Consider the following 14,329-nt stretch of genomic DNA (forward strand, 5'->3'; position numbering starts at 1 on the left):
ACAGGTTACACTTTACCTTGACCATGCAGTTATTCAATCGGTGTTATGACTAAACAACTCTATCAACTCGCTCAAAGCCACTTTGCTTTTCCTGATCCCAACCATGCATTAGATGATCCCGATGGTTTACTTGCCATTGGTGGATGCTTATCAGTATCGCGATTAAAAAATGCCTACAGCCAAGGTATTTTTCCGTGGTTTAGTGAACACGAGCCAATTATGTGGTGGTCGCCTAGTGAACGCGGTATTGTTGAGCTCAATGACTTTCATGTTAGTAAAAGCCTACGTAAGCATTTAAAAAAGCACCCGGTCACCGTAACCATAAACCATGCCTTTGAAGAAGTGATAGAAGCATGTCGCGATCAACGCATTGATACCGATGGCACCTGGATCACTTTGCAAATGCAACAGGCGTACATTAATGCCCATCACAATGGCCTAGCTCATAGTTTAGAGGTTTGGCGCGAGGGAGAGCTTGCAGGTGGCTTATATGGCATCATGCAAACAGGTGTTTTTTGTGGTGAATCAATGTTTCATCATCAAACAAATTGTTCCAAACTGGCTATGTGGGCGCTGGTTAATTGGCTTAAACGCCACAATGCGCATTTTATTGATTGCCAATTAGAAAATCCTTATTTAATGTCGTTAGGTGCCAGCGTGATTCCACGTGAAGAATTTTTAACTAAACTTAATAAAGCACAGTGTTACACCCCAGCTGCCAGTATGTGGCAGCCACAGGAGCTAATCGCGATATATGAATGAACAACTTCCGGCTCGTATTGGCCTAAGCCAACCATTTGAGTGCAGTTATTTACCTGATCGCCAAGAGCAATTGCTGGTGATACTCGATCCAAGTTGTTACAGCAGCAATAAGTTTGAGTCATTATTAGCATTAGGCTTTCGTCGCAGCGGTAACCAAATTTACCGTCCGCACTGCCCTATTTGCAGCGCGTGTAGTTCTGTGCGCGTTTTAGCTGATAAGTTTATACCGACAAAATCGCAAAAACGTAAACTTAACAAAGCAAAAAACCGCTTTGAGGTAAAATATTCTCAAGTTGAACGCGAACAATACTATCCACTTTACAGTAAATACATTAGCTTGCGCCACCAAGACGGTAGTATGTATCCGCCTGATAAATCACAATTTCAAAGCTTTTTGTTTTGTAGTTGGTTAACCATTACTTTTATTGAGCTTTGGGATCAAGAAAACTTAGTAGCTGTTGCTGTAACTGATTGTATGGACAACGCTATTTCGGCCATTTATACATTTTTTGACCCTGACTACGAACACTTTAGTTTAGGCACTGTAATGATATTACAGCAGCTTAAATTTGCTAAACAGCAGCGCAAACAGTTTGTTTATTTAGGCTATCAAATAGATGAATGCGACAAAATGAACTATAAAACGCAGTTTTTACCTGCTCAAAAACAGTGCAATGACCAGTGGCTGGCTATTTAATTTACAAAAATAGCCCCTGCGCCTTTACTTATTGGCGTATTTTGGGCAAAATCTGCAGCGTTTAACTATTAAAGAGGTGTTACGCTAAACATGGCGAAAGAAGACGTAATCGAAATGCAAGGGACAGTCCTTGATACTTTACCAAATACAATGTTCCGAGTTGAGCTAGAAAATGGTCACGTAGTTGTGGCTCATATTTCAGGTAAAATGCGCAAAAACTATATCCGTATTTTAACCGGCGATAAAGTAACGGTAGAAATGACTCCTTACGATTTATCGAAAGGTCGTATCGTATTCCGTGCTCGCTAAGTAAGTGCGTAAACGAGATTTAGTTTTTGGCTAGTGCAAACTAGCTTTAAGCGTTTATTAAATGTAATTAATGCTAGGGTCTGTTGACCTTTGCGGATTAAAATTTGTTCAAACTAAGGGCGGTTTAATCGCGGCGCGAGGTTTGTAACCTAGTGGGCTAAGTAAAAACCGAGCAAAGCTTCCGCGTCCTGCTCACGCCCCTTACCTACATCCATGTAGGCAACAAAGAGTAAATCGCCCCTAGGCAGAACCCTTCGGGCAGCGCCTGTTTGGCATTGATGCTGCGTTATCGCCTATTTATGGGGAATAACCACACCACATAGGCTCTGCCTTGCCTAAATACCAAACAGACTGCTGCAAATTTAACCTTGAAAGGTCAACAGACCCTAGTAGCCAGTAATTACATTTAATAAACAAAAAACCCAGCCTTTGCTGGGTTTTTTGTTGCCTATTTCTTTGGCAAATAAAAAAGCCTGCACAAAGCAGACTTTTTAAAATCGCTAACCTCTTAGGTTAGGCTGGCGTTAAGTCACTCTCGTAATCAAAACGTAGTTTTTTATCTTTAACCGATACTTTTACCGTACCGCCAGAAATTAGCTCACCAAACAGTATTTCGTTTGCTAATTGCTTTTTAAGGTCTTCCTGAATAACACGTGCCATAGGGCGTGCGCCCATTGCTTTGTCATAGCCTTTGTCAGCCAACCATTCACGTGCTTTAGAGGTAAGCTCAAGATTAACTGACTTCTTATCCAGTTGCGCTTGAAGCTCCACAACAAATTTATCAACCACTTGCAAAATAACCTCTTTCTCGAGGTGATTAAACCAAATAATGTTATCTAAGCGGTTTCTAAATTCAGGTGAAAATACTTTGTTAATTTCACCCATTGCATCGTGTGTGTGATCTTGCTCACTAAAACCAATCGACTTACGTGTAGTTTCTTGTACGCCGGCATTGGTGGTCATCACCACGACGACGTTTCTAAAGTCAGCTTTTCGGCCGTTATTATCTGTTAGCGTACCGTGATCCATAACTTGTAATAAAATGTTGTAGATATCAGGATGGGCTTTTTCAATTTCATCCAGCAATACCACTGCATGTGGATTTTTTATAACCGCTTCTGTTAATAAGCCGCCTTGTTCAAAACCTACATAACCCGGAGGCGCACCGATTAAACGGCTCACCGCATGGCGCTCAACGTATTCAGACATATCAAAACGAATAAACTCAACACCCATGCATTTAGCTAATTGCTTGGTAACCTCTGTTTTACCGACCCCCGTTGGGCCTGCAAATAAAAACGAACCAACCGGTTTGTTCTCGTTTGCTAAACCTGAGCGCGATAAGCGAATAGCAGAAGTTAATGCATCAATTGATTGATCTTGTCCAAACACCAACATTTTTAAATTACGGTCTAAGTTTTTCAGCGTTTCTTTATCAGAAGACGACACATTTTGTGGTGGAATGCGCGCCATTTTAGACACAATCATCTCAATATCAGATACACCAATCGTTTTTTTACGCTTAGAGGTAGGTAACAAACGTTGGTTTGCGCCCGCTTCATCAATAACATCAATCGCTTTATCAGGCAGGTGACGTTCATTAATATACTTTGCGCTAAGCTCGGCTGCCGCCTTTAACGCTTTTTGCGTGTAACGAATACCATGGTGTGCTTCATAACGCTCTTTTAAGCCGTTAAGAATTTTAGTGGTATCTTCAACGCTAGGTTCAAGCACATCAATTTTTTGAAAGCGACGTACCAAGGCACGATCTTTCTCAAAAATGTTTTTGTACTCACCGTAAGTCGTTGAACCCATACAACGTAATTGCCCACTTGAAAGTAGCGGTTTAATTAAGTTTGAGGCATCCATTACCCCACCCGACGCAGCACCTGCACCGATAATGGTATGAATTTCATCAATAAATAAAATTGAACCCGGTTTTGCTTGCAGCTCTTTTAATAAGCTTTTAAAGCGCTTCTCAAAATCGCCTCGGTATTTGGTACCGGCAAGTAACGCGCCCATATCTAATGAGTACACAACCGCATCTGCAATAACTTCAGGCACTTGTTCGTTAACAATTCGATACGCTAAACCCTCAGCAATAGCGGTTTTACCCACGCCAGCTTCACCAACCAGTAATGGGTTGTTCTTTTTACGACGACACAGCACTTGCACTGTGCGCTCTACTTCGCTGTCACGACCAACAAGCGGGTCAATGTTGCCCTCTTTGGCTTGTATGTTGAGATTAGTGGTGAAGCTGTCGAGCTTACTCGCTTCTTCACTGTCAACTTCTTGCACTTCTTCATGTATATCGTCAGTGTCATCGCCTAATTCGTCATCACCTTTAGCAATCCCATGAGAAATAAAATTAACAATATCAAGGCGAGAAATATCATTCTTTTTAAGTAAATAAACTGCCTGGCTTTCTTGCTCAGAAAAAATAGCCACCAGTACATTTACACCTGTCACTTCATTTTTTCCCGAAGATTGCACATGAAATACCGCGCGCTGTAATACACGCTGAAAACCAAGCGTTGGTTGAGTTTCGCGTTCTTCTTCTAAATCAGGAATAACCGGTGTGGTTTCATCAATAAATTCAAGTAACTCTGTTTTTAATCCAGAAATGTCAACACCACACGCATTGAGCGCTTCTCCAGCTGATGGATTATCGAGTAGAGCTAATAAAAGATGCTCTACGGTCATAAACTCATGACGACGTGTACGCGCTTCACGAAACGCGGTGTTCAAAGTTAGTTCTAAGTCTTTATTTAGCATTGGCAACCCCTTACAGAGATAATAATTTTATACCGCACTTCAAAGATGAAAGTTCACCTTTGTGGTATTTATTCCTGCTCACAACTACATAGCAGTGGATGCTCGTTATCCCTTGAGTAGCGGTTAACTTGCTCAGCCTTGGTATGTGCTACATCTGCGCTGTAAACACCACAAATGCCCTTACCTTGCTGATGTATTTGCAGCATCACATCAGTTGCTCTATCGCTATCCATATTAAAAAACGTCATCAAGATCTCAATTACAAAATCCATCGGCGTGTAATCATCGTTGTTTAACACAACTTTATATTTTCGCGGTGGCTGCAACTTTTGCTTTTCACTATCGCGAACGGTGTCGATAACACCAGAATCTTTCATACCACTCATAATTAAATATAGTCTTGTCTTTGTAACTCAAGCAAACTTGAATAAAAAAATAAATAAAATGTTAAAAAATAACCCAAAACACTTGACTGGTTGCTTAAATAAACTACAGTCAAATGGTGATTGATTAAACCTTAGTCAGTCTAGCAAACAATACAGTTTAGGATAACTAAATTAGTCAACTTATAGAAGGATGTAGAAGTATGGCTTGTGGTAAAGTCAAATGGTTCAACAACGCCAAAGGTTTTGGTTTCATCGTAGAAGACGGTTGCGAGAACGACATTTTTGCTCATTACTCCACTATTGTAATGGACGGATACAAGACACTTAAAGCTGGTCAAGATGTTACCTTCGAATTACAACAAGGCCCTAAAGGTCTACACGCTACTAATATTGCCCCTAACGGTGATATTTTAGAGTGATTGTAAATATGAGACTAAAGCGAGCGACCTGTTTAGATCCTCGCTTAATTCCCTAAAACCCCTAATCACTTCCGTAATAATTGCTTCATTGTTCGTTATTTCAACCCCACTCCTTGATTTTATTTTATCTACCCCAATAATTTCACTGTTAGATGTTTAACTACTGGCGTTTGGCGCGTAATCCTAGCCCTTTTTAGCCAAGCTTGTTACACTCTTTATCCTGTAAAACGTAATTACTTTAGCCTAATGGCTAATTTGTATTTACATAAATTTTAGTTATAAGAGACACTAGTCCGTCAGGTGTGATTATTCTCACCTTGTTTAGGTTATACGAGTACCAACACCTAACAGACTTTTCATTGCATATATTAATGCTTTATTTACAAGGTATTAGGCGATGATATCTTTGCATTGTTGAATTTGGCCAATGCGGCCTACTATCTAGGAATGATGATGACATCAAAAATTATCTACACAAAAACGGACGAAGCTCCGGCATTAGCAACGTATTCGTTGTTACCAATTATCCAAGCGTACACAAATGCGGCAGGTGTTGAAGTTGAAACACGCGACATCTCACTCGCTGGTCGTGTAATTGCGAGCTTCCCGGATTACCTAACAGAAGAACAACGCATTGGTGATGCACTTGCAGAACTTGGCGAAATGGCAAAAACACCAGAAGCTAACATCATTAAATTACCAAACATCAGTGCCTCAGTTCCACAACTTCGCGCTGTAATTAAAGAGCTTCAAGAAAAAGGTTATGCACTTCCAGAATACCCTGTAGAACCTAAAAACGATGAAGAAAAAGCAATTCAAGCCGCCTATGACAAAATTAAAGGCAGTGCAGTAAACCCTGTACTTCGTGAAGGTAACTCTGACCGTCGCGCACCAAGTTCAGTAAAAGAATATGCACGTAATAACCCACATTCTATGGGTGCATGGAGCAAAGATTCGCAGTCTTATGTTGCAAGTATGGAAGAAGGTGACTTCTTTGGTTCAGAGCAGTCACTAACTGTTGATGAAGCAACGGATGTTCGTATTGAACACGTAGCGGCTAATGGCGATATCACTGTACTTAAGCAAAGCACACCGCTACTTGCTGGTGAAGTTATTGATGCATCACGTATAAGTGCTGCAAAATTACAAGCATTCCTGGAAGATGAAATTAATGCAGCTAAAGAAAAAGGCGTGTTATTTTCGCTTCATATGAAAGCGACCATGATGAAAGTATCTGATCCAATCATCTTTGGTCACGCTGTAAAAGTATTTTACAAAGACGTTTTTGCAAAACACGGTGCACTTTTTGAAGAGCTAGGTGTTGATGTAAATAACGGTTTAGGCGATGTGTACTCTAAAATTCAAACTTTAGATGACGCTAAGCGCGAAGAAATTGAAGCTGACATTCAAGCTGTTTACGCTGACCGCCCTGCTATCGCAATGGTTGATTCTCATCGCGGTATTACAAACTTACACGTACCAAGTGATGTGATCATCGATGCCTCTATGCCTGCTGCAATTCGTTCAAGCGGTCAAATGTGGAATAAAGACGATAAATTACAAGATACAAGCTTTGTAATTCCAGATCGTTGTTACTCTGGCGTTTACCAAGCAACGATTGATTTTTGTAAAGAGCACGGTGCATTTGATCCTACTACTATGGGTAGCGTACCAAACGTTGGCCTTATGGCTCAAAAAGCAGAAGAGTACGGCTCACACGATAAAACATTTGAAGCAAAAGCTGACGGTACTATCCGTGTTGTAGACACAAACGGTAATACGTTACTTGAGCACAGTGTTGAGAAAGGCGATATCTGGCGCATGTGTCAGGTTAAAGATGCACCTATTCAAGATTGGGTTAAACTTGCAGTAAACCGCGCTCGCGCAACAGGTAATCCGGCAATTTTCTGGTTAGATGCAGAACGTGCACACGATGCTGAGCTAATCAAAAAAGTAAATAAATACCTGCCAGATCACGACACTGCTGGCCTAGATATTCAAATTTTATCGCCAATGGATGCAACCTTGTTCTCACTAGCACGCATCAAAGAAGGTAAAGACACAATTTCTGTAACGGGTAACGTGTTACGTGATTACTTAACAGATTTATTCCCAATTTTAGAATTGGGTACCAGTGCTAAAATGCTTTCAATTGTGCCACTAATGAATGGCGGTGGTTTATTTGAAACTGGTGCAGGTGGCTCTGCTCCTAAGCACGTTCAACAATTTGAAAAAGAAAACCACTTACGTTGGGATTCTTTAGGTGAATTCTTAGCACTTGCTGCGTCACTTGAGCACCTAAGCACAACAACAGGTAACAAAAAAGCACAAGTACTTGCAGATACACTTGATAAAGCTACCGGCACATTCTTAGCTGAAAACAAGTCGCCTTCACGTAAAGTAAAAGAGATTGATAACCGTGGTTCTCATTTCTTCTTATCTTTATTCTGGGCACAAGAACTTGCTAAGCAAAATGATGACAGCGAGCTTAAAGCGCAATTTACGCAAATTGCTAGCGACCTTGAAACTAACAAAGAGCAAATTGTTAGCGAGCTAAACGATGCACAGGGCCGAGCAATGGACATTGGCGGATACTTCCAGCCAAATGACGATGCAGCTTTTAAAGCAATGCGCCCAAGCACAACATTTAACGAGATTTTATCTAAACTAGTATAAATCAGTTAAATGAACGAAAAGGCGCCCATAGAGCGCCTTTTTTGTGCCTAAGAAAAAGGTATTCGTAAAAAAGGCCGCTAATGCGGCCTTTTCAATTCAACTTTAAAAGTTTATTTTGTGTACGCGCGTGGCATGTTCGACTCTGTTGTATAGCGCTCACGCAGTTTATCTTGGCGAGATTCAGTACTTACCTCAACCCCATTAATAAACATTTTATTTACGTGGCTGCTCAGCTCAAACGGATCATTACTCCACATTACAACATCAGCGGCTTTACCTACTTCTAGGCTACCGGCATTAATACCAAATACATCAGCCACATTTGAAGTCATCGCTTTTAATGCGCCTTGCTGGCTCATACCATAAGACACTGCATTACCGGCATCATAGCGGAGCTGGTAAACATTATGACTGGCATCGCCACCCACAGTTAAAAGTACTTTAACACCTGCTTTTTCTAGTATGCCGGCATTATTTAGGCTTGCATGTAATGAATCAAAACTGCCTGGTAAGTTATCCATTGCACTGATGATCACAGGAATACCCGCTTTTGCGATACGATCTTTAACTACAACGGCATCTTGCGCACCATTAAGAACAATATTTACCCCAAACTGCTGTTTCACTTTTATAAGTTCAACAATATCCGATGCACGCGACACACTAATTAGTAATGGCATATCGCCTTTTAGTACTTTAGCCATTATTTTATCTTCAGCACTTGGCTTAGCATCGTCTTTTTTAGCTTCTTTGCTTGCTTTGGTTTGGTGCTCATCTAACTTATTGATCAGTGTTTGCAATGTAAATGCACGAGAGCCTTTGCTTCGCTCACCCAAATGAACCACTAATGCCGCTTGTTTTTTAAGTACGCTTTCAAAGCTGCCACTTAAATCCACCACACTGGCAAGGCCCGCAAATATGCTGTCACCGCCGTACGGGGTGATTAAGTCACGAGTAACACCGCCTTTGCGTGCATAAGGGATTAGGCTTGAACGAGGGTTAAATGCCAAGCTTGCATCAAAATCAATACCTGCTTTTTCTTCTCCCGCATCGCGAGAGCCTGCAACCGCACCGACTTCAACTAAACCAAGTTGATTTACAGTGGCAATAAAACCAGGGGTCACGATTTGACCTTTGGCATCAATAATTTTATCTGCTTTAACATCGCTAGGATTGATTGCAGTAATTTTGCCATCATTCATTACGATGCTGGCAGACTCTAATACGCCTTGATCTGAGGATGTATGTAAAGTTGCATTAATAATAGCAAGAGATTGAGCGCTCACCGCACCCGATGCTAGTAACCCTGCAGCAACCAGAGAAAGCGAAAACGAACGTGATAATTTTTTCATTCTGGGTGCTCCTTATTGTTGACCTAACATAAAATCACTTTGTGCTTGGAACGCGCTATCGTTTCTATCGTAAACTTTTGCGCCATCAACAAACACTTGCTCTGCTTTTGCGTAAACGCTAAATGGGCTTTGATTCCAAATAACCACATCAGCTTGTTTACCCGCTTCAAGTGAGCCTGTTTTATCTTCAATGCCGAGTGATTTAGCGGCATTAGCCGTGATCCACTTAATTGCATGCTGCTCAGAAATATCAAAACCATTTTGGTTTGCACTGTACATGACTTTTGCGGCTTCTTGATTTAAGCGCTGAATCGTCGTATCTGAGTCTGAATGCACAACGGCACATGAGTTTTTAACTGCATCAACAATCGCTACGTTCTCTTGTACCATATCGTAGGCTTCCATTTTAAAGCCCCACCAGTCTGGCCAAAGTGCTGCACACGAGCCATTTTCAGCCAGTAAATCTGCGATTTTATAGGCTTCAATACCGTGATGGAATGTACCCGCGTGATAATTAAACTCTTTAGAAAGGTCGATCATCATCGCCATTTCTTCAGCTTTATAACAGTGATTGTGAATACGAACCTCACCTTCTAAAACACCACGTAGGGTATCGTATTTAATATCGCGGTGTGGAGCTTCTGGGTTTTTACCCGCAGCGTAATCAGCATCGTATTTGTCCCAAGCACGCTTGTACTCTTGCGCCCCAATCCAAGCTGTGCGATAGCCTGCCATATTACCCATACGTGTCATCGGTAATTCACCTTTACGGCCATAAACGCGTTTAGGGTTTTCACCACACGCCATTTTTAAACCGTATGGTGCATCAGGAAACTTCATCCCTTGCATGGTGTGAGCCGGTACATTTTTAAGGGTAACGCCACGTCCACCAAATAAATTAGCTGAACCTGGTAAAATTTGTAACGAGGTAATACCGCCTTCACGTGCGCGATTAAAGCCTGGATCTTGTGGCCAAATTGAATGCTCAACCCATACTTCTGCTGTATTTGGGCTAGTCATTTCGTTGCCATCTTGGTGAGACTCAACCGACGGATTTGGATAAGCACCTAAATGAGAGTGAACATCAATAATACCTGGTGTTACCCATTTGCCTTGCGCATCTATAGTGGTGTCTGCGTTAGCGGTTAAATCTTTACCAACTTGCTGTACTTTACCATCAACAAGTAATACATCGGCTTCATCTAAACGCTCACCCGTGCCTGTTAATACAGTGGCATTGGTAATTAATGTGCTTGATGTAGCAACGGGTTGATAAGTACTTGGGTATGGGTTTTTATTAATGGTTACTTTTGCGTCTTGCGGGCCGCTTTCTTGGCAACCAACAAGAGCCGCTGCTAAACCAACAGCTAACAATGAGGGAGCAAATTTTTGCATGTTTTTAGGTTCTCCTGTTTTTTACTACTTTAGCGAAAGCAAACGCATAAAGCTAAAAAAACAGGTGAAAAGGCCGTTATTTAAGGTGAGTTTCTGTAATTATTTTTTTATATAATTGTTATAAAGCTTATCCAGTGCCCCTTCTGTGGTGAGCGATGGATCTTTACTAATAAAGTGTTTAATCGTTCGGGTTACAAAATCCGAATTTTGCTTATGTAATTTTGAAAAATCTTTAATTAATGTATTACCATCTTTTGCGGCGGTGACTTTATCATGACGATGCCTGTATTGGCTCAATGCCTTATTAAAATCGCCTTGATAATCCTCGACTAAAATTTTATAAAAATCACTTTTTTGTACTTTTAATACAGTAATGCAATAGTTAAGCGCTTCTTTGAAGTCGGTAAATACGGTGCCTTCTACATCAAACTCTTTGGTTTTTTCGCGCACCGTAATGCGCGCTTCTTCAGTGGCATAACTAAACCCTGTAAAGGCGAGTCGCTCAGCCGCTTCTTTACCGAGTTTCATGCCTGCTTTAATGCTGTGCGCAAATTCATCGCTCATGTCGCCAAGCTCGCTTTCTTCCCACATGTTGTAAACACGTAAGGGCTTGGCGTATTTATTTGATAGTTTCTTTTTAAGCTTACTAAAACGCTCATCAATGGTCATTAGGCGCTCATTGTGAAGTAATGCATGGCATTCATAACAAGCCGCAATAGCAACAAAATCAGCTTCTTCGCCTAAATCAATAATACTTTGTAGCATGTGTAATGGCGGGCAATGATCGCGCTCTGTTGCCTCACAGCCGCAATAAAAACATTGGTTAAAATGCTGTTGCTCACATGCATAAGCTTGCTGGTAGTAACTGGCTAACGTTTTATTCACAATTGCGCTCCAAAAATTTAAAATGCCACAAATTTAGGGCGCGATAATAACAGTCTGAAAAAATATTTCAGTATGAAAACGCTAAAGTGTGTCAAAAATAAATTACTTAACCTGAACTCTGGTTAAGAGATTTACTAACATATTAAATTATATTAATAACTTGGTTTGTTTTCTCCAGCTAGAAATTTACAGTGAAAACAAGGCGAATTTTCGTGTCAATAGCGGGCCTATTGCAAGTAAATTCAACGCAGTTAGCGCTGAAAATAGCTGCTTGAGATAGATTCATTATTCATAGTTCAGGTTACTTATGAACAACTTTTCATACACCCTACAAATTGCATGATTTATATGCACATCTTATTACAGCTTGCCCCATTCAGTTAACAAGATTTCGGCTACATTAAGCAATACTTAAATTGCACATAAACAAAGAGGCAACCACTTTTGTTGCCGCTGATTCATCACCCGGTACACAAGTTTGCATGGCTGTTGTGTCTAACAAGCAACTGACACTGCACAAAACAATTAAAGATCTCCATACCAACAAGCATGTAATTGGCAAAAAATTACGCTGCAATAATTTATCAATGAATGATTTTGTAGCGCTTTATGATTTAGACAAATCTGCACGCTTTTTCAATATTGAGGCTACCACCAACACATCAATAAGGGATTTGGCAAAGGTAAATAAACCGATGGTGGTTATTATGGCGGGATCTAAATAACCTAAATTATGACTAGAAAATCGGTTTTTAATACGGTCAATTTACGCGAATCAAACACGTTAAGCAGGGCTTAGTACCTGCTTAACGTGTATTTATTATTAAATAAGCGCTGCCAACAAACCAAACAAGCCACCAAATACCCCACCCCATACAACGAGCCAGCCTAAGTGTTCGCGGATCATAGTTTGAATTATTTCTTTTACCATTTTAGGGGTGAGTTCATCTAAGCGTTCATCCACTAATTTGAGTACTGTATTATGTAAACTTTCCGCGTTATTGCCTTGAGTAAGCATATCGCTTAGTAGCATTTTAAAATCGTCGGTGCCGCTTATTTGCACCAGTGATAATTGCATTTTTTCGATAAATTTTTCTCGCATTGGCTCTACCGCCTCTGTACCGCCAAACATTGCCAGCATGCTGCCAAATTGTGATTGCTCTATCACCACTAACAAATTATCGAAAGCGGGATTTAAATCTACCTTTTCAATTACCGATTCAAAGTCTATCGTTGGCTGCGCCTTGCTTAGAAGCTTGTCTATTTTATGCTCAGAAAAGAACTCCGTAAGTATTAAATTTCTTATAGCTACTTTAAAGCTTTCAAACTTGAGCGCAATCACCCCCGATCCATATAAAAACGGGACTTTTTCAAATAGCATATGAATAGCGAGTAAGTTTGTAACCGCACCAGAGAGTGCAAATAAGCCCACCGAAAGTACAATGGCTTGATCAAATACAAAACCAATAACAACACAACACGCTGCCAATAAGTTAGTGATAAAACTTTTATTCATTTTTATTCCATTTCAGTGATTTGTATCAGAAATTGATAGTCTTAATTTTACACCGATTAATTTGTTTATTTAATCCCTTTTTGCCATAGTTTATTTATAGGTTTAAAAGGTGAGCAATTGTTATGTGGAAAACAATCAATCAACAGATCAGTCAGGCTATCCATTACGATTTTAAACACACCCATAAACGTCAGTTGCAAAACACATCAACCGATAAGCTTTTCCATATAAGTGATGGCAAGCACAATTATTTAGTTAAAATTGCGCAAAAAAATGAGCTTGATCGCTTTGAAGCACAAGCACAGGGCTTAAAACAACTCACTCAAAACAGTATATTTATGGTGCCCGACTGTATTACAACTGGCGCCAATATAGAATATGCGTTTATTGTATTAGAGTGGCTTACACTTGATGACCTTCCCCACACGCATTGGTCAACGATGGGTGAACACCTTGCCATGTTACATCAAAAACACGAGCAAGCGATGTTTGGTTTTGATACAGACAATTATTTAAGCTCTACGCCTCAACCAAATCAATGGCATAAAAAATGGGATGTATTTTTTGCAGAAGAACGTATTGGTTGGCAATTACAGCTATTAGCTGAAAAAGACATTGTGCTGGCAGACCCCGAACAACTGATAAATTTAGTAAAAGAGCAACTGCATAATCATCATGTTTTGCCCTCGTTATTACATGGCGACTTTTGGCGCGGAAACATGGGATTTGTAAATAATATTCCGACCCTATTTGACCCTGCTTGCTATTACGGTGATCGGGAGGTCGATATTGCTATGAGTGAGCTTTTTGCCCCATTACCCGATGAATTTTATAGCGCCTATAATCATCATTATCCACTCTCTCAGAACTACCAACATCGTAAGCTTATTTATCAGCTTTACCCTATTTTAAACCACGCCAATATTTATGCAGGCCATTACTTAAATCAGGCTAAAGAACACGTTGAAAAACTACTAAACTTAAATAAATGAGTAAACAAAATATAAGCACTATACTTATACTTGAACTCTAAAAAATAAATCTATTCGAGTGTTATTTTTAACGCTAATTGCATTGTATTTACTTGTAATAAGTGACTGTTGATAGCTCAATATAAGTAAATCATTTAGTCAGAGTTTAAGCTACCTAGTGTTAAG

The 14,329-nt window shown here is 40.2% G+C and carries 13 protein-coding genes; 7 read left to right on the forward strand and 6 right to left on the reverse strand.

Going from position 1 to position 14,329, the window contains the following annotated elements:
* Positions 1 to 45 precede the first annotated feature (45 nt).
* The 3 genes from aat (at position 46) to infA (ending at position 1,768) form a co-directional block, all read left to right on the forward strand.
* Positions 46 to 762 carry a leucyl/phenylalanyl-tRNA--protein transferase gene (gene aat, locus BG00_RS12315; RefSeq protein ID WP_036982897.1) on the forward strand — a complete coding sequence of 239 codons (717 nt, stop codon included), beginning with the start codon at positions 46 to 48 and terminating at the stop codon, positions 760 to 762.
* The gene (locus BG00_RS12320) at positions 755 to 1,459 is read left to right on the forward strand and encodes an arginyltransferase (RefSeq protein WP_036982898.1); all 705 of its coding nucleotides are present in this window, start codon (positions 755 to 757) and stop codon (positions 1,457 to 1,459) included. The genes aat and BG00_RS12320 overlap by 8 nt, the downstream gene beginning before the upstream one ends.
* A gap of 90 nt (positions 1,460 to 1,549) precedes the next feature.
* A complete protein-coding gene (infA, locus tag BG00_RS12325) occupies positions 1,550 to 1,768 on the forward strand; it encodes a translation initiation factor IF-1 (RefSeq protein ID WP_002962494.1) in 219 nt (72 codons plus the stop codon).
* 513 nt (positions 1,769 to 2,281) lie between these two features.
* On the opposite strand, the gene clpA is transcribed toward infA, so the two are convergent.
* Both clpA and clpS read right to left on the reverse strand, forming a co-directional pair.
* On the reverse strand, positions 2,282 to 4,543 hold the full coding sequence (gene clpA, locus BG00_RS12330) for an ATP-dependent Clp protease ATP-binding subunit ClpA (protein ID WP_036982899.1): 2,262 nt from the start codon (positions 4,541 to 4,543) through the stop codon (positions 2,282 to 2,284).
* A gap of 68 nt (positions 4,544 to 4,611) precedes the next feature.
* Positions 4,612 to 4,920 (reverse strand): ATP-dependent Clp protease adapter ClpS, encoded by a 309-nt coding sequence (gene clpS / locus BG00_RS12335; RefSeq protein ID WP_008110102.1) that lies wholly within the window; start codon positions 4,918 to 4,920, stop codon positions 4,612 to 4,614.
* A gap of 209 nt (positions 4,921 to 5,129) precedes the next feature.
* On the opposite strand from clpS, the gene cspD reads away from it, so the two are divergent.
* Both cspD and BG00_RS12345 read left to right on the forward strand, forming a co-directional pair.
* On the forward strand, positions 5,130 to 5,348 hold the full coding sequence (gene cspD / locus BG00_RS12340) for a cold shock domain-containing protein CspD (RefSeq protein WP_013464751.1): 219 nt from the start codon (positions 5,130 to 5,132) through the stop codon (positions 5,346 to 5,348).
* A 453-nt stretch (positions 5,349 to 5,801) separates the two neighbouring features.
* A complete protein-coding gene (locus tag BG00_RS12345) occupies positions 5,802 to 8,024 on the forward strand; it encodes an NADP-dependent isocitrate dehydrogenase (protein WP_036982901.1) in 2,223 nt (740 codons plus the stop codon).
* A 110-nt stretch (positions 8,025 to 8,134) separates the two neighbouring features.
* On the opposite strand, the gene BG00_RS12350 is transcribed toward BG00_RS12345, so the two are convergent.
* From BG00_RS12350 to BG00_RS12360, 3 genes are all read right to left on the reverse strand, one after another.
* Entirely contained in the window at positions 8,135 to 9,376 is a 1,242-nt protein-coding gene (locus tag BG00_RS12350) for an amidohydrolase family protein (RefSeq protein ID WP_036982903.1), read from the reverse strand.
* Between the two features lie 12 nt (positions 9,377 to 9,388).
* A complete protein-coding gene (locus tag BG00_RS12355) occupies positions 9,389 to 10,771 on the reverse strand; it encodes an amidohydrolase (RefSeq protein ID WP_016899875.1) in 1,383 nt (460 codons plus the stop codon).
* 99 nt (positions 10,772 to 10,870) lie between these two features.
* On the reverse strand, positions 10,871 to 11,656 hold the full coding sequence (locus BG00_RS12360; RefSeq protein ID WP_036982905.1) for a hypothetical protein: 786 nt from the start codon (positions 11,654 to 11,656) through the stop codon (positions 10,871 to 10,873).
* Between the two features lie 416 nt (positions 11,657 to 12,072).
* On the opposite strand from BG00_RS12360, the gene BG00_RS12365 reads away from it, so the two are divergent.
* Complete coding sequence (locus BG00_RS12365; protein ID WP_215908108.1) at positions 12,073 to 12,381, forward strand: DUF3718 domain-containing protein; 309 nt, start codon at positions 12,073 to 12,075, stop codon at positions 12,379 to 12,381.
* Positions 12,382 to 12,479: 98 nt separating this feature from the next.
* Here BG00_RS12365 and BG00_RS12370 read toward each other — a convergent pair whose 3' ends face one another.
* Positions 12,480 to 13,172: a hypothetical protein gene (locus BG00_RS12370; protein WP_024601678.1), complete on the reverse strand. Its 693-nt coding sequence runs from the start codon at positions 13,170 to 13,172 to the stop codon at positions 12,480 to 12,482.
* A 122-nt stretch (positions 13,173 to 13,294) separates the two neighbouring features.
* On the opposite strand from BG00_RS12370, the gene BG00_RS12375 reads away from it, so the two are divergent.
* Positions 13,295 to 14,164, forward strand: coding sequence for a fructosamine kinase family protein (locus BG00_RS12375; protein WP_036982909.1), 870 nt, complete (start codon positions 13,295 to 13,297; stop codon positions 14,162 to 14,164).
* Positions 14,165 to 14,329 lie beyond the last annotated feature (165 nt).

Origin of the sequence: Pseudoalteromonas sp. SCSIO_11900, from assembly GCF_000576475.1 — a bacterium.
Taxonomy (GTDB): domain Bacteria; phylum Pseudomonadota; class Gammaproteobacteria; order Enterobacterales; family Alteromonadaceae; genus Pseudoalteromonas; species Pseudoalteromonas tetraodonis.